Consider the following 15,092-nt stretch of genomic DNA (forward strand, 5'->3'; position numbering starts at 1 on the left):
CTATTCTCCGCTGTATTTATCAGCTAAACCATCAACAAGGTGTTGATGAAGGCCATTAAAACCGCCATTACTCATAATTAAAATATGTTGATTAGGCTCAATATTTTCAAGCACCGTATCAATAATTGTTTGCGTGCTGCTAAAGCACTGCATGCCTGCTTTATCTGCTTGCTCTTTTAGCGACCAATTTAGATTCTCTGGTTCAAAAAGTAGTACGTCGTCAGCATCACGCAGTGAATCTAATAATGTATATTGGTGCACGCCCATTTTCATCGTGTTTGAGCGCGGCTCTAAAATAGCGATAATTTTTTCATCACCTACTTTTGCGCGCAGTCCTGCAAGCGTAGTTTTAATTGCTGTTGGGTGATGCGCAAAATCGTCATACACCTTAATATTATTAATATCAGCCTTTAGCTCCATACGCCTTTTAGGGCTAATAAATTCTCCTAAGGCATCAATACAATGATCAACAGCTATACCCACATGACGCGCTGCTGCGATAGTCATAATTGCATTTTTAACGTTATGCTCGCCTATTGCTTGCCAGCAAACAGTGCCCTGCTTTTCGTTATTTAAAAGTACATTAAACTCACTACCATCGGCTTTTATTAATTCATAGCTCCAATCATCGCCTAGCGTTTCGCTTTCGCTCCAAAGCCCTTGTGCTATTACGTCATTAAGCGCTACGTCTTGCTTTGGCCAAATTACCTTGCCGCTTTGAGGTAATGTACGCATTAAGTGATGAAATTGTTTTTTTATTGCGTTCAAATCTTCGAAAATATCAGCGTGATCGAATTCAAGATTATTTAAAATAAGTGTACGTGGAAGGTAATGGACAAACTTACTGCGCTTATCAAAAAAAGCAGTGTCGTATTCATCGGCTTCAATAACAAAAAATGGCGTTTCACCCACTTTTGCCGATACACCAAAATTTTGGACTATGCCGCCAATTAAAAACCCTGGTTTTAAACCTGCATACTCTAAAACCCACGCAAGCATACTTGCTGTGGTTGTTTTTCCATGCGTACCCGCTACAGCAAGTACCCACGATTTTTGTAATAAATTATGTTTAAGCCATTCAGGGCCTGAGGTGTAAGGCAGACCTTTATCAAGCACATATTCAACACACGGGTTACCACGGCTCATTGCATTACCGACAACTACCATATCTGGTTTTGGCTCTAATTGAGATACGTCGTAGCCTTGAGTCAGTTCAATGCCAAGCTCTTCAAGTTGCGTACTCATTGGTGGGTAAACGTTTTGATCAGAACCCGTTACTTTATGACCTAATGATTTAGCAATGGCTGCAATACCACCCATAAACGTGCCACAAATGCCCAAAATATGTATATGCATATACTTTCCTTAAATCGTATGCTCACTTTACAGCTATGCAAAGTTTAATGGCGCTATAATGCCAAAATTCGTGCTTAGTTACTATGTACGTCTGCACAATTCACTCGTGCCAAAAACACGTTAATTAGTTTTTTAAACGCTAAAAATCAAAAAATAGGCACGTTCACCTACCCTGTATTGCTTTTAATCAATTATTATCAATGTTATAAACCAGCTTGCTGTATAACTTTAAAACTTAAAAAGGACTTAATATGAAAAAACTATTCTTTATAGCCTGTATTTTACTTAGTCAAAAAAGCTTTGCTTTGGAATTTGCTAAGTACCCAATAGAACTAAGTTCGGGCGAAGGCGTTAATGTTGTTATTGCCCCAACAACAGATAAAAAACAAGCTTTAGTAAAAGTAACAGGCATAAACCATGATATTGATGGGATTGTATTTTTAACCGAATTAAAACCTCATGGTAGTAATAAAGCTTACAAATATACTTACGATGGTACACAAAGAAGTTTAGTAAGTGTTGAGGAAGGCTACCGCTGTTGCTCTTACAATCTTTATATTCCAGACACTCGTGATGGAATTTACTTATCAAAAAAAGAAGAGTCAAACCCTGCCATTGTTGAAGACTTAAAAGCGCAATACGATCAACAGTTAAATAAAGGTACTCAAGCTAAACTAGCGAAGTTTAATCGTGAAAAGCATTTAGGGTATCAACAAAAAAATATAGCTGCCGCTAATAGCGAAATAGATAAGCAATGCGGATTAAAAATAAATACCAATGTTGATTGGGAAAGCATTGATGATGAAAACCTAAAAGAATATCCAGTGGGTTCATTTTGTGCACAAGTTGCAAACGAAATGGCATACATGTGCGAAAAAGACCAAAGTTTTAAAAACGACATAGCTCAGTTCAATGCTATCGAATGTAAATTTACTAATGAGCTAAAACTACGTAAAAATGGTAATACACTTATATTTAAAACAGCGCCAAAAGCCGCTAACCAACGCCGCTTTATTGAAGCTTATTTATTAAATTTATAAGCTGAGTTTAAAACCAAAAAAGCACCTAAAGGTGCTTTTTTTGGTTTTACTAATTAAGTTTGTTTATAGCGTTAAAAATACAATCAAACCTACACCGAGTAATAAACGATATATTACAAATGGCAACATACCCATTCGCTCTATTACTTTTAAAAACATAAATATACATGCATAAGCCGATAAGAACGATAGCACCACACCAAGCAATAATGTATTCCAATCAACTACATGGTCACCCAGTGCAAGCTCTGCAATATAATAAAGCCCCATCATAGAAATAATCGGAATCGCTAGTAAAAACGAAAAACGCGCTGCGCTTTGCTTATTCATATCCAACATTAAACCAGCGGTCATCGTGATACCTGATCGAGAAGTACCCGGGATCATTGCAACAGCTTGTGCAAAACCAATGATAAGTGCCGTTTTCCAATTGAGCTGATAAATAGTTTTAATTTGTTTCCCTTTTGCATCCGCGTACCAAAGCAACAAACCAAATACAATGGTGGTAGTAGCAATTACCCAAGCGCTTCGCAAATATAACTCAATAAAGTCTTTTAAAAGTAAACCTAAAATAGCGGCAGGCACTGTACCTAGTATAATCCACCAGCCTAATTTACTGTCATCGGTAGTGCCTTGCTTACCAAAAGATTTAAACCATGCGCTTAGTATATCTACTACTTCTTTACGAAAATAAATAACAACGGCTATTAAAGTACCAACATGTACTGCTACGTCAAACGCAAGCCCTTGATCTTCCCAGCCTAAAATTTGCGATGGGAGAATTAAATGCGCAGAACTCGATATTGGTAAAAACTCAGTAAATCCCTGTATGAGGGCTAAAATAATTATTTCGATAATACTCATAGGTTAGAAAACTCCACCTTCCATAGCTTTTGTTGAGGGTTATTATATTCATTCCATAACTGCGCAATCGTTTGCTTAGCTACAGGATGATAAAAATCTGGGGCAACCTCACTCAGAGGTTGTAATACAAATGCATTTTTAGTTATTTCATCACGTGGTAATTGCGCTGGGGAATCGCAAGTTACATCATCATAAAACAGTAAATCTAAATCGAGCGTTCGTGGACTAAATTTTTTGTCGTTCGCTGTACGCCCATTATCACGCTCTATTTGTTTTAATAAAGCGCATACATCAGCAAGCGACATATCAGTTGTAGCGCCAACTACTGAATTATAAAAATTATTGCCAGCAAACCCAACTGCTTCACTTTCAAAAACAGACGAGTGCACAATGTGCTCAAAGTGCTGCTTAAGTGCAATTAATGCACATTGTATATAATGCGCTTTATTTATATTTGACCCTAGGCTGATATAAATTTGAGCCATTTAGTCAGTTGCCTTAACACGTGTAATTTCAACACCCACAGTTTGTGCTTGTGCTACTGCTGCTGGTTTACTTACTCTTATAGTAACTTGTGGCGTATTAAACTCGCTTAAAATAATCTCAGCCAACTGCTCAACCAAAGTCTCTAGCAACTCAACAGGTTTTGCAGTGCAGTGCTTAATAACGCGTTCGCTTACTTTTGAGTAATCCAGTGCTAAATTAATATCGTCATTTTCGGCTGCAGGCTTAATATCACTAAGCATTTCAATATCAAAATAAAGGCTCTGTTTACTTTCTTTTTCAAAGTCGTACACTCCAATAATAGTGTCGACGTGCAATTGAGATATAAAAACCTTATCCATTGATACTCCAAATAACAACAAACGACTAAGCAACTATACAAAGCATCAATAAAATTAATACTGTATATGGTTTAGCCAGTGTTTAAATATGTGAAAATAACTTCTACAATAGCAAAATAACCAAACTAGCTATTAAATAGCCTGTTAATAATTTTCACGATAAATTTTGCTGCCAATAATAGCTTAAAAGTACTATCAATTGGTATAGCAATTAAAAAATAAGGAAGCGTGTGTTAGCCACTTTAATGTTTGTTTTAGCTTATTTACTTGGGTCGATTTCGTCGGCTATTTTAGTGTCGCGGTTGTTCAAACTCCCTGACCCTCGTAATAGTGGTTCTAACAACCCAGGGGCTACAAATGTTTATAGATTAGGCGGAGCATTTCCGGCTTGCTTGGTTTTAGTGTTTGATATTTTAAAAGGCACTATTCCGGTATGGGGGGCTTATTTTTTAGAAGTTGAACCTTTAGAGCTTGGTTTAGTCGCAGTAGCTGCTTGTTTAGGCCATATGTACCCACTGTTTTTTAGCTTCAAAGGCGGTAAAGCCGTAGCAACGGCATTTGGCTCATTATTACCTATTGGCTTATCACTGGCTGGTTTACTTGTGTGCACTTGGTTAGTTATAGTGGCAATAACACGCTATTCATCACTGGCAGCGCTTGTAGCTGTATCTTTAGCGCCCTTATATACATGGCTAATAAAACCACTTTATACTCTTCCCGTTACTTTTATCACGTTGTTAATTATATTTCGTCACCGTACTAATATTATTCGATTATTTAGTGGGGAAGAACCAAAAGTAGGCGCTAAAAAAGCACCCACTGATGAAAACGAAAACAGTTAATGTAAGAGTAATACCAATTTTATTAAAAACATAATCATTCTAGCGTATTAAATAACTCACTAACTACGTTAAAAATTATTTATATAGAACAACTATGTATCATAATTTTAGCCTTGTTATTGAGCTATTTTCTTATCGCTATAATAGATCACTAATTTAATGCAATTGGTATAATTAAATAGGCTCAAGGCTATCTATTGGCCAGCGAGGTTTTGTTTTCATATCAAGACTTGCAAACTGACCTGCTTTTAATCGTTGCATTCCTGCATAAGCAATCATTGCACCGTTGTCGGTACAAAATTCAGTACGCGGATAAAAAACTTCGCCTTTCATACCTTTCATTACGCGTTCAAGCTGCAGTCGAAGCTGTGTATTTGCACTTACGCCACCGGCGATTACTAAACGCTTAATACCTGTTTGTTTAAGCGCTCGCTTGCACTTAATAACCAGCGTATCAATAACCGCTGTTTGAAATGCATGCGCTATATCAGCTTTAGTTTGATCGTCGTCGTCATTTTCACGAATAGTGATTGATGCTGCAGTTTTTAAACCACTAAAACTAAAATCAAGACCTGGTTTGTCGGTCATCGGGCGAGGAAAAATAAAGCGCTTAGCAACGCCTTGTTCGGCCATTTTAGCTAAGCGCGGGCCACCTGGGTAGTCAAGACCAAGTAACTTAGCGGTTTTATCAAATGCTTCGCCTGCGGCATCATCAACTGACTCACCTAGTACTTCGTATTGTCCAATACCCGCTACTTTAACCATCATGGTATGACCACCCGATACAAGCAATGCAATAAACGGAAACTCAGGAATATTTTCTTCAAGCATCGGAGCAAGTAAATGCCCTTCCATATGATGAACAGCAACAGCTGGAATATCCCAACCGTATGCTAATGAACGACCAATAGAAGTACCTACCAATAATGCTCCAACTAAACCTGGGCCTGCAGTATAAGCAATACCGTCTAAATCTTCTGGGCCGCAACCCGCTTGTGCAAATGCAGCATCAATAAGTGGTAGCGTTTTACGAACATGATCGCGCGATGCAAGTTCCGGTACTACACCGCCATAATCAGCGTGTACTTTTACCTGGCTGTATAATTGATGAGCTAACAAGCCTTTTTCGTCATCGTATATTGCAATACCTGTTTCATCGCATGACGATTCAATGCCTAAAATTCGCACTGTACTTCTCCTGCCTTTAAAATTTCACTTCGCTGTTTTTATAACGTAAGGCCAATATTTGTTTGGCCATCTTCTAGGGCAAACTTTTTAAGTGCCTTCACGCTATCAGAGGTAATACGCCCCATATTTTCTACAAAATCAATTAGCTCACCTAATACTTCAATTTCGTATTGCATTAATGGATGTTCTCTAACTGCTGTGTTATCAGCAACCTCACCTTCAACCGTCATTTGATATTCAATAAAGCGGGCCACTGTTGCTTGAGATATTTTACTGACACTAATGAACTCTTGCTCATCTTGCGCCATTAAACCATGCATTAAGCTAAGTAAAGACGTTGCAGCATCAATAGCAGGGTAAGTACCAAACATATCAAAATCAGCAAGTTCAGGAACATTCGGTTCTATTTTTTCAACTTGTTTTTCGAGATCTATTTTACTTTTAGGCAGTAATATTTTTTCCCAACAAACATTAAGCGAATTACGAAGTAAGGTTTCATCACCAAACCCCGTTGCTTCGCTAAATAAACCGTAATTTGGCAGCATTCGCTCTATTAAAGCACTTGCCAAAACAGCTTTTTGTAAATAGTTAAGCTCTCTAATACGCTGAAAATTATTTGCTTTAGTCATTCTTTAACGTCTCACACGACCAACAAAAATCAAATGTTGATCCATTATGCTCATTACAGTTAGGGCATACCCAATCTGGAGCGGATTGTTTTACTTGTTGATAGTTTACCAATATTTGGCGCGCATGGCGCTCTTTTATCGCATAAACCTGCACACTAACTTGTGCTTGATCAAATGGAATTTCTCCCAATGCGCCTTGGAGCATCTCACCTTTTATTTTGCATTCAATGCCACTGGTTTGTATTAAACCTTTAATAATATTAGCTTCAAGGGTATTTTCGGCTTTATAAATTGTAACCCATTGAAAAGAGCTATCAGTTGAATTTTTATTATTAATATTTTGCAATATTCACCTCATTTATTTTGTGTTAACAATATCCTACGCTAAATTATTAGCATGCTGCACTTTTAAGGAATAAACATGACACTTACAACCCCGGGCTTACTTTTTCCAGCCATATCGCTGCTATTATTAGCCTATACAAACCGATTTTTAGTTTTAGCGCAATTAATTAGGGAGTTAAATGCGCGCGAAGGTGAATCTATTCGACCTGTTGTAGTCGCTCAAATCACTAACTTACGTAAACGAATAAACTTAATCAGAACAATGCAGGTATACGGCGTAGCCTCTTTTTTACTGTGTACATTTTCGATGTTTGCTTTATTTATTGAATTTAATACCACAGGGATTATTTTATTTGGCATTAGCTTAGCTTGCTTAAGTTTATCGTTATTAACGTCTTTATTCGAAATACATATTTCCTGTGATGCGATTGAAATAGAACTACAAAGCATTGAAAATAAACCATTAAGCAGCCGAATAAATAGAAATTTTGTAAAATAAACTCTCATAGATAAAACACCCTATTATTTGTCATAATCATGTTATATGTGCGCCCTATCTTGGGGCGTACTTTTTTATTAATTAGAACAATTAAACTCCAACCTCCTAACTAACCCACTGAGTTAAAATAACTTTGCCTAGATAGTTAATTGCAAAAATATAGACAAAACACAATAAACAACTAGTTATCAATTAAAAAAGTAATACTATTTGGTCGCTTTCCTCTTTAATTAATACTAAAAGGGGGGTATCCTGCTGGAAACACGTATGAACTTGCAACCGTATTTCAATATAGAATTTTACTAAACTTTAGAATAAAAATTAATATATTTGATATCCGTGGTATCTGCGACTTACTTATAAAAAGGGACTATAAAGTGAGATTTGAACAATTAGAGCAATTTGTAGCACTTGGTGTATTACGTCACTTTAGACAAGCTGCTGAACAAACCCAAATTAGTACTTCAGCGCTAACGCGCAGCATTCAAACACTTGAAAATGAAATGGGATATGAGTTAGTAAAACGCTCAACTCGTTCTGTTAAATTAACGCCTGAAGGCGAACTTTTCCTTGAATATGCTAAAACGACTCTATCGGAACTTGAGCTAACGAAAAAACGGATTTTTCAATCAGTAAACGGTAATGCTAATGAAAAACTTGTTATTGGCTATACCAATAAGGCAAGCAGCATAGTACCTATTTCTTGTGGACAGTTTTTAGCTCAATATCCTCATATAAAAATTGAAATGCAGTTACAAGATCAACAAGAGCTAACACGCAGACTCCAACAAGGTGAAATAGACATAAGTGTATACTCTCAAGCTATTAATAGTATTGGCAGTGACATTCACTTACCTGATCAGCTTGTATTATTTGTTTCAAAAAATCACCCTCTTGCACATAAAAACGATATAAGTAAGCAAAATCTTGATAGCTACCCTATGTTTGGCTGCTTCTCTCAATCTAAACAAGTGCAAACTATGCTTAATGAAGCAATTGATTCTTTAAATAAATCATCAAGTATTAAAGTGGGTAGCATTGAGCAAGTAATGGCTGGTGTAGTTAAATCAGATCACTTTGCTATAGCAAGCATTGAGCATGCAAACACAATCGCAGAGAACTCTGAACTCGTGCAACTAAAAACAAATAAAGATTTAAATCACGAACAACTCGTTGTACAAACAAGCCAACAAACATCTATTACCGAACATGTAGAGCACTTGCTGTCGCTTATAAAAAAAGCGGGAGCTGCATTTAACTAACCCTTCTTTTTGAAAAAGTGCGGCACAATAAACAGTAGCTTTAAATCGCTTTTCGGCTACACTGTCGCACCTTTTTTAAACAGCTGATGTGAATGAACACACTTTTTGGTCCTGATGTCTATTTAGATGATATAGAACGCCAAGGATACACCGTAATTCATAACGCGCTTATTGCCGATTTAGTTAACGATTTAGTTGCAGATTGTCACCGTATAAACCCCCACTTTAGCCTTGCCGGTATTGGTCGATTAAATAACTTACAAATAGATAAAACTATTCGTACTGACAAAACCTATTGGTTTGACGGCAGCTCTCAAGCACAGCTTACGTATCAAGCAATAATGCAAAGTATAAAAACCACGTTAAATCGTAGCTTTTTTATGGGGCTATTTGATTACGAATGCCATTATGCAAAATATACACAGGGTGATTTTTATAAAAAACACTTAGATGCATTTAAAGGTCGATCTAATCGTGTATTTACAACGGTGCTTTATTTAAATACGCCAGAGCAAGGTGGCGAACTTGTTATATATAAACCTAAAAGTAAAGAAGTAGAAATAACCATTAAACCAACTGCTGGCACATTGGTTATGTTTGAAAGCGAACGTTTTGCTCATGAAGTGCTTCCTGCAGTTGACGAACGCTATTCTATTGCTGGATGGTTTAGAAAAAACGCCTCTATTAGCGGCATTATTGATCCACCCCGATAGCTCTAAATAGCGAATTTTAACAGCCTTTATTAAGGCTTTAAAATGCTATTGGGTATGAAAGTAATAACCCCATAAAGATAGCCAAGCCCACATAATGATTATTTAAAAACGCTTTAAAGCAGGCATCTCTTTCACGTTTATGAATAAGCGTTTGTTGATATGCCAATAAACCAGCTGCTACACTCAAACCAACGCCAAACGCGACACTTAAATGATTACTTATACCAATAAACGCAACCAGCGCTATAAATACAGCATTAAGTAAAAAGATTATGTGGCGGTCGAATTTACCAAATAAAATAGCGGTTGATTTTACCCCTATTTTTAAATCGTCATCTCTATCAACCATCGCATACATAGTGTCATAAGCGACTGTCCAGCAAATATTGGCTATAAATAATAACCATGCCTGCTGCGGTAATGCATTTATTGAAGCCATATACGCCATTGGAATAGCCCAACCAAATGCAGCCCCTAAAACAACTTGTGGTAATTGTGTATAGCGCTTCATAAAGGGGTAACAAAAAGCTAAAGCCAAAGCCCCAAAAGAAAGCAAAAGAGTATTAACGCTAAGCATTAATACTAAAATAAACGCAATAACTATGAGCAGTAAAAATAGGCTAAGTGCTTCACCACTACTAACCCGCCCTGAAGCTAGCGGCCGCTGAGCTGTGCGTTTTACAGAGCCGTCTATTTTCCTATCTGCAAAATCATTAATTACACACCCTGCACTTCGCATAACAACAACGCCCAGCGTAAATATAATAAAGTTGAGTAAGCTCGGCATCCCACTATTAGCAAGCCATAAAGCCCAGTATGTTGGCCAAAGTAATAACAAGGTACCAATGGGCTTATCTATACGCATTAGCTGTATATAGTAAGAAATATGTTTTGGCTTTAAAACGGCTAATTTCATGAGTATAAATATGCTCCTGGTAAAAACACTTCACACACTAAAAATTTATATTCTTTGAGTGCAAATACACTTCGACGGCCTAGTAAGTTTTTTTCGGGTAGGTTTAATTTTGCAACTAATTGCTGAACGGGGTGCTTGGCATCAAAATGAGCAATTTCTATATCCGTTCGTTTTAGTGCTGGGTCTTGAAAAATCACATCACCAAGAGGTCGTTCACCCATATTGTGCAAAGGATTGCTCGAATCATTTTTAGGAAGCCAGCTCTGTGCGTATACCACAGGTTTGTTATCGCACAATAAGAGTACTTCTCTATTAATCGCTGTTTTAGCGCTACAGTTTAGTAATAACTTTTGCTCTAGACTTAAAGTAAATAACTGTTCGCTCAATACTCTTACACTAAAAATTTGTGATTTACTTTTTAATTTAGCAGTTAAAGAATTAGGTTCAAAAAGCCATTCTTGCTCTAGAGGAGATAAATCACTTACATATGAAGTGGACTGCCAATTAGCAGATATAGACAGAGGATAAGTAATCACAATAGCTCAACAAAATAAAAAACAACGAGATGATACCATTGCCAAAGCTTTTGAAAAAGTGATGTTTTATAACCATAAATAATTGCTTGGCGCTGTTTATTACCCACTATTAAGTATAAACTATTTGTAACAAGTTTTAAGAAACGCTTTAAATATGAAAAAAATAGTATACGCAGGTCTTTTTACGTTCTTTGTAAGCGTCATAAGCTTTACAGCTCGTGCTGAATCTACAGTTGGTTATTTTGGTTTTGAGCCCGATATAATCACCAACTACATTGGCGCATCAAGTAAGAAAATGGGCTATGTGCGTGTAACTATTGATTTAATGCTTAATGACACTTCAAATATTGCAGTAGTAGAGCACCACACGCCATTACTACGTGATGCCCTAGTAGAAATTTTATCTAAAGAGCCTGAAGAAAAAATAAAATCCCTTACTGGCCGTGAAGAAATACGCGCAAAGTGCGCCGAAAAACTAAAAAGCCTCTTAAAAGAAGAAACAGGACAAGAGATCATCCGTGAAGTCTTGTTCACTAAGTATTTATATCATTAGTATTTAACGTTTTGCGTTAAATACTTTGGCGGTGTAGGCAAAAGCCATACCGCTAACTAATCCACCTAAGTGCGCCCAATTAGCCATACCTACAAACAATACATCTGCAAAACCAAGCACTAACCAAATCAACATAAAACCAACAATAGCCGTACTAACCAGTGCTGGTTTGTTCGGATTTAAAAAGCTATGAATCCAACAAAAACCAAGTAACCCATATACTACGCCACTCAAACCGCCAAAGTTAGGACCAACCATTAGGTATTGCGCCCAATTACTAATAAGTGCAGTCACTAAAAACAAACCTATTAAGCTGAGTTTTCCGCATTGCTTTTCGATATTGTCGCCAAGCGACATCCACCAAATTAAATTAAACACAATATGCATCGCGCTAAAATGCACAAGCGCAGGTGTTAACCAACTGAGCGGTTGTGATGGATTAAATTGCAGAGCTGTATAAATTTCATCAAATCCACCCAATAAAAAAGCGACATAAATAACAATACTTAATATGCTAACAGTTTGGTTAAGCCAGCTAAGCGCTTTAAATCGCGCCATAAGATTAAGTGATTGCCCTTGATATTTAAGCGGCGATTGCGTGCTGCCTACATCCCAAGATGCTTGCTGGTATTTTTCATGATTGGGATTTTGTGTAAATTCAGTCCATAGCGGCTGAACTTGATGAAAGTCCTCTTCAGTCACGCTAATGATGACATTACTACCATCTGCTGAGTGTATCTTTGCATCTAGGCCTTGGCTTTTTAAATAATCTATAAAGCCCTGTGCGGCGCGTGGGTTATTTAAACTGCCAAGCTCTATCATCGCTCTACCTTCTCGCTGTAAGCCGCTTCCCAAGCAGTGAAGCCACCATCCATGCTGTAAACATCTTCAAAGCCTTGTTCAACTAAATAACTAGCTGCGCCCTGAGAGCTCATACCGTGGTAACACACAATAATAATTGGCTGATCGAATTCTTTTTCCATCATAAATTGTGCAATATTACCGTTAGAAAGTGCTTCTGAGCCTGGAATACGACCAGCTTGATACGAATTTGGATCGCGAATATCTGCAATTACAACGTCTTCTTTATCTAGAAGTTCTAACGTTTGCGCTATAGAAATGTGTTTAAATGCCATTGAAGTCTCTTTAATTAATAGTATAAAAAAGGCGGCTAAAGCCGCCCTTCTTGTAATTTAGTTAGGAACTAATCCCAGTTTAAAATTACTTTACCTGACTGACCTGAAATCATCATATCAAAGCCAGCTTGGAAGTCATCCACAGAATACTGATGTGTAATAATTGGGTTCAAATCAAGACCAGATTGAATCAAGCTTGCCATTTTGTACCACGTTTCGAACATTTCGCGACCGTAAATACCTTTAATCACTAAACCTTTAAAAATAACTTGGTTCCAATCAACTGCCATATCAGATGGTGGAATACCTAGCATGGCAATTTTACCGCCGTGGTTCATGTTATTAAGCATTGAATTAAAAGCGCTTGGCACACCTGACATCTCAAGACCAATATCAAAGCCCTCTGTCATACCTAAGTCTTTTATTACATCTTCAAGCTTTTCGCTTGCCACGTTTACAGCACGTGATGCACCCATTTTGCGGGCTAAATCTAGGCGGTATTCATTTACGTCGGTAATAACGACGTGGCGAGCACCAACGTGTTTTGCAACCGCTGCTGCCATAATACCAATTGGGCCTGCACCAGTAATAAGTACATCTTCGCCAACTAAGTCAAACGATAATGCGGTATGAACTGCATTGCCAAACGGGTCAAAAATAGAAGCCAGTTCGTCAGAAATGTTATCTGGAATTTTAAATGCATTAAATGCAGGAATAACTAAATACTCTGCAAATGCACCTTCACGGTTTACACCTACGCCTGTTGTATTTCGGCATAAATGTACACGCCCAGCACGACAGTTACGACAGTGCCCACATGTAATATGACCTTCACCCGATACGCGGTCGCCTACTTTAAAGCCACGAACTTCCTGGCCCATATCAACGACTTCACCAACATACTCGTGACCAACAACCATTGGAGTAGGAATAGTTTTGCTTGCCCATTCATCCCATTTGTAAATATGTACGTCGGTACCACAAATAGCTGTTTTACGAATTTTAATCAGTAAGTCGTTATGACCGACTTCTGGCTTTGGCGCATCTGTCATCCAAATGCCCGGTTCTGCTTTTAATTTAGATAATGCTTTCATAATTCACACTCAACTAAAAAACCGAAGCAAGGCTTCGGTTTAAAATAAAATTAAATAACGCCCATTTCTTTACCAATGCGGGTAAATGCATCAATAGCAATATCGAGTTGCTCAATGCTATGCGCCGCTGAAATTTGTGTACGAATGCGGGCTTGCCCTTTTGGTACTACAGGGAATGAAAAACCAGTTACGTAAATACCTTCAACAAGTAACTTATCAGCCATTAACGAGGCTACTTTTGCATCTCCCAGCATTACTGGGATGATTGCATGATCTTTACCTGCACACGTAAAACCAACAGCTTCCATTTGCTCACGGAAATATTTAGCATTTGACCAAAGTTTAGCGCGAAGCTCGCCGCCATTTTCTAGCATTTCAAGTACTTTAATTGATGCAGTAACAATTGAAGGTGCTAATGAGTTTGAGAATAAGTATGGGCGTGAGCGCTGACGTAACCATTCAACAATTTCTTTTTTACCTGATGTATAACCACCTGAAGCACCGCCTAGCGCTTTACCTAATGTACCGGTGATAATATCTACACGGTCTAATACATTACAGTACTCTGGTGTACCTTTACCGTTTTCGCCAACAAAGCCGACTGCGTGAGAGTCATCAACCATTACAAGTGCATCGTATTTATCAGCTAGGTCGCACACAGCTTCTAAATTACAAATAACGCCGTCCATAGAAAACACGCCATCGGTAGCAATTAGTTTAGTTTTAGCGCCAGCTTCATCTGCTGCAATAAGTTGCTTTTCAAGATCAGCCATGTCGTTATTTGCATAACGAAAACGCTTAGCTTTACACAAACGTACACCATCAATAATTGATGCATGGTTTAACGAATCAGAAATAATAGCATCTTCTGCGCCTAAAATAGTTTCAAACAAACCAGTGTTTGCATCAAAACACGAAGAATATAGAATGGTGTCTTCAGTTTCCAAAAACTCACTGATTTTTTTCTCTAGTGTTTTATGAATATCTTGCGTACCACAAATAAAACGAACAGACGCAACACCAAAACCATGATTATTTAAACCGTTTTGCGCAGCTTCAATTAGCTCTGGGCTATTAGCTAGACCTAAGTAGTTATTAGCACAAAAGTTGATTACTTTACCTGATGCAACTTCGATTTGAGCTTGCTGCTGAGATTTAATAATACGTTCGCTTTTATACAAACCTTCGGTTTTTACGTCTTCAATTTGCTGTTGTAGCTGGCTAAAAAAAGCAGATGCTCTCATCTGTGTTCTCCATTTATTTGAACGGGTAAA

At 37.6% G+C, this 15,092-nt stretch carries 19 protein-coding genes; 6 read left to right on the top strand and 13 right to left on the bottom strand.

Features of this window, described 5'->3' with window-relative positions:
• The gene (gene mpl, locus I6F45_RS13900; RefSeq protein WP_197160827.1) at positions 1-1,356 is read right to left on the bottom strand and encodes a UDP-N-acetylmuramate:L-alanyl-gamma-D-glutamyl-meso-diaminopimelate ligase; all 1,356 of its coding nucleotides are present in this window, start codon (positions 1,354-1,356) and stop codon (positions 1-3) included.
• 251 nt (positions 1,357-1,607) lie between these two features.
• On the opposite strand from mpl, the gene I6F45_RS13905 reads away from it, so the two are divergent.
• On the top strand, positions 1,608-2,396 hold the full coding sequence (locus I6F45_RS13905) for a hypothetical protein (RefSeq protein ID WP_165728432.1): 789 nt from the start codon (positions 1,608-1,610) through the stop codon (positions 2,394-2,396).
• A gap of 63 nt (positions 2,397-2,459) precedes the next feature.
• Here the strand turns inward: I6F45_RS13905 and I6F45_RS13910 are convergent, their stop codons facing one another.
• Genes I6F45_RS13910 through folB form a run of 3 tightly spaced genes read right to left on the bottom strand, consistent with a single transcriptional unit; the run spans position 2,460 to position 4,105 of the window.
• The gene (locus I6F45_RS13910) at positions 2,460-3,260 is read right to left on the bottom strand and encodes an undecaprenyl-diphosphate phosphatase (protein WP_197160829.1); all 801 of its coding nucleotides are present in this window, start codon (positions 3,258-3,260) and stop codon (positions 2,460-2,462) included.
• Positions 3,257-3,745 (bottom strand): 2-amino-4-hydroxy-6-hydroxymethyldihydropteridine diphosphokinase, encoded by a 489-nt coding sequence (gene folK, locus I6F45_RS13915; protein WP_007584740.1) that lies wholly within the window; start codon positions 3,743-3,745, stop codon positions 3,257-3,259. The genes I6F45_RS13910 and folK overlap by 4 nt, the downstream gene beginning before the upstream one ends.
• Complete coding sequence (gene folB, locus I6F45_RS13920; RefSeq protein ID WP_007584738.1) at positions 3,746-4,105, bottom strand: dihydroneopterin aldolase; 360 nt, start codon at positions 4,103-4,105, stop codon at positions 3,746-3,748. It abuts the gene before it with no gap.
• A 230-nt stretch (positions 4,106-4,335) separates the two neighbouring features.
• On the opposite strand from folB, the gene plsY reads away from it, so the two are divergent.
• Positions 4,336-4,947, top strand: a complete 612-nt coding sequence (plsY, locus tag I6F45_RS13925) for a glycerol-3-phosphate 1-O-acyltransferase PlsY (RefSeq protein WP_165736229.1) — start codon at positions 4,336-4,338, stop codon at positions 4,945-4,947.
• Positions 4,948-5,121: 174 nt separating this feature from the next.
• Here the strand turns inward: plsY and tsaD are convergent, their stop codons facing one another.
• The 3 genes from tsaD to I6F45_RS13940 are packed head-to-tail and all read right to left on the bottom strand — an operon-like array spanning position 5,122 to position 7,110.
• Positions 5,122-6,135 (bottom strand): tRNA (adenosine(37)-N6)-threonylcarbamoyltransferase complex transferase subunit TsaD, encoded by a 1,014-nt coding sequence (gene tsaD / locus I6F45_RS13930; RefSeq protein WP_010554406.1) that lies wholly within the window; start codon positions 6,133-6,135, stop codon positions 5,122-5,124.
• A 38-nt stretch (positions 6,136-6,173) separates the two neighbouring features.
• Complete coding sequence (locus I6F45_RS13935) at positions 6,174-6,764, bottom strand: YjaG family protein (RefSeq protein ID WP_007584732.1); 591 nt, start codon at positions 6,762-6,764, stop codon at positions 6,174-6,176.
• A complete protein-coding gene (locus tag I6F45_RS13940; RefSeq protein ID WP_010554404.1) occupies positions 6,757-7,110 on the bottom strand; it encodes a putative signal transducing protein in 354 nt (117 codons plus the stop codon). The genes I6F45_RS13935 and I6F45_RS13940 overlap by 8 nt, the downstream gene beginning before the upstream one ends.
• 75 nt (positions 7,111-7,185) lie before the next feature.
• Between I6F45_RS13940 and I6F45_RS13945 the strand changes: the two genes are divergently transcribed.
• The 3 genes from I6F45_RS13945 (at position 7,186) to I6F45_RS13955 (ending at position 9,583) form a co-directional block, all read left to right on the top strand.
• Entirely contained in the window at positions 7,186-7,608 is a 423-nt protein-coding gene (locus I6F45_RS13945; protein ID WP_007584730.1) for a DUF2721 domain-containing protein, read from the top strand.
• A gap of 377 nt (positions 7,609-7,985) precedes the next feature.
• On the top strand, positions 7,986-8,870 hold the full coding sequence (locus tag I6F45_RS13950; protein WP_007584725.1) for a LysR family transcriptional regulator: 885 nt from the start codon (positions 7,986-7,988) through the stop codon (positions 8,868-8,870).
• Positions 8,871-8,962: 92 nt separating this feature from the next.
• A complete protein-coding gene (locus I6F45_RS13955) occupies positions 8,963-9,583 on the top strand; it encodes a 2OG-Fe(II) oxygenase (protein ID WP_007584723.1) in 621 nt (206 codons plus the stop codon).
• A 37-nt stretch (positions 9,584-9,620) separates the two neighbouring features.
• Here the strand turns inward: I6F45_RS13955 and ubiA are convergent, their stop codons facing one another.
• Both ubiA and I6F45_RS13965 read right to left on the bottom strand, forming a co-directional pair.
• Positions 9,621-10,499, bottom strand: coding sequence for a 4-hydroxybenzoate octaprenyltransferase (ubiA, locus tag I6F45_RS13960; protein ID WP_165741433.1), 879 nt, complete (start codon positions 10,497-10,499; stop codon positions 9,621-9,623).
• Positions 10,496-11,035, bottom strand: coding sequence for a chorismate--pyruvate lyase family protein (locus I6F45_RS13965; protein ID WP_165741436.1), 540 nt, complete (start codon positions 11,033-11,035; stop codon positions 10,496-10,498). The genes ubiA and I6F45_RS13965 overlap by 4 nt, the downstream gene beginning before the upstream one ends.
• Before the next feature lie 154 nt (positions 11,036-11,189).
• Between I6F45_RS13965 and I6F45_RS13970 the strand changes: the two genes are divergently transcribed.
• Positions 11,190-11,588: a flagellar basal body-associated protein FliL gene (locus I6F45_RS13970; protein ID WP_165729393.1), complete on the top strand. Its 399-nt coding sequence runs from the start codon at positions 11,190-11,192 to the stop codon at positions 11,586-11,588.
• A 3-nt stretch (positions 11,589-11,591) separates the two neighbouring features.
• Here the strand turns inward: I6F45_RS13970 and glpG are convergent, their stop codons facing one another.
• The 4 genes from glpG to I6F45_RS13990 all read right to left on the bottom strand — a co-directional run bounded on the left by glpG (position 11,592) and on the right by I6F45_RS13990 (position 15,062).
• Positions 11,592-12,410, bottom strand: coding sequence for a rhomboid family intramembrane serine protease GlpG (gene glpG, locus I6F45_RS13975; RefSeq protein ID WP_165729392.1), 819 nt, complete (start codon positions 12,408-12,410; stop codon positions 11,592-11,594).
• A complete protein-coding gene (gene glpE / locus I6F45_RS13980) occupies positions 12,407-12,724 on the bottom strand; it encodes a thiosulfate sulfurtransferase GlpE (RefSeq protein WP_010554397.1) in 318 nt (105 codons plus the stop codon). Before glpE ends, glpG begins: the two co-directional genes overlap by 4 nt.
• 68 nt (positions 12,725-12,792) lie before the next feature.
• On the bottom strand, positions 12,793-13,818 hold the full coding sequence (gene tdh, locus I6F45_RS13985; RefSeq protein ID WP_007584716.1) for an L-threonine 3-dehydrogenase: 1,026 nt from the start codon (positions 13,816-13,818) through the stop codon (positions 12,793-12,795).
• 50 nt (positions 13,819-13,868) lie between these two features.
• Positions 13,869-15,062, bottom strand: coding sequence for a glycine C-acetyltransferase (locus tag I6F45_RS13990; protein WP_010554396.1), 1,194 nt, complete (start codon positions 15,060-15,062; stop codon positions 13,869-13,871).
• Between the last annotated feature and the right edge of the window lie 30 nt (positions 15,063-15,092).

Origin of the sequence: Pseudoalteromonas sp. SWYJZ19, assembly GCF_015864375.1 — a bacterium.
Lineage (GTDB): Bacteria > Pseudomonadota > Gammaproteobacteria > Enterobacterales > Alteromonadaceae > Pseudoalteromonas > Pseudoalteromonas arctica.

Bases quoted from the DNA above. Each gene is read 5' to 3' on its own strand.
- mpl (WP_197160827.1), bottom strand. From the start codon at position 1,356: ATGCATATACATATTTTGGGCATTTGTGGCACGTTTATGGGTGGTATT.
- I6F45_RS13905 (WP_165728432.1), top strand. From the start codon at position 1,608: ATGAAAAAACTATTCTTTATAGCCTGTATTTTACTTAGTCAAAAAAGC.
- I6F45_RS13910 (WP_197160829.1), bottom strand. From the start codon at position 3,260: ATGAGTATTATCGAAATAATTATTTTAGCCCTCATACAGGGATTTACT.
- folK (WP_007584740.1), bottom strand. From the start codon at position 3,745: ATGGCTCAAATTTATATCAGCCTAGGGTCAAATATAAATAAAGCGCAT.
- folB (WP_007584738.1), bottom strand. From the start codon at position 4,105: ATGGATAAGGTTTTTATATCTCAATTGCACGTCGACACTATTATTGGA.
- I6F45_RS13935 (WP_007584732.1), bottom strand. From the start codon at position 6,764: ATGACTAAAGCAAATAATTTTCAGCGTATTAGAGAGCTTAACTATTTA.
- I6F45_RS13945 (WP_007584730.1), top strand. From the start codon at position 7,186: ATGACACTTACAACCCCGGGCTTACTTTTTCCAGCCATATCGCTGCTA.
- I6F45_RS13955 (WP_007584723.1), top strand. From the start codon at position 8,963: ATGAACACACTTTTTGGTCCTGATGTCTATTTAGATGATATAGAACGC.
- ubiA (WP_165741433.1), bottom strand. From the start codon at position 10,499: ATGAAATTAGCCGTTTTAAAGCCAAAACATATTTCTTACTATATACAG.
- I6F45_RS13970 (WP_165729393.1), top strand. From the start codon at position 11,190: ATGAAAAAAATAGTATACGCAGGTCTTTTTACGTTCTTTGTAAGCGTC.
- glpG (WP_165729392.1), bottom strand. From the start codon at position 12,410: ATGATAGAGCTTGGCAGTTTAAATAACCCACGCGCCGCACAGGGCTTT.
- glpE (WP_010554397.1), bottom strand. From the start codon at position 12,724: ATGGCATTTAAACACATTTCTATAGCGCAAACGTTAGAACTTCTAGAT.
- tdh (WP_007584716.1), bottom strand. From the start codon at position 13,818: ATGAAAGCATTATCTAAATTAAAAGCAGAACCGGGCATTTGGATGACA.
- I6F45_RS13990 (WP_010554396.1), bottom strand. From the start codon at position 15,062: ATGAGAGCATCTGCTTTTTTTAGCCAGCTACAACAGCAAATTGAAGAC.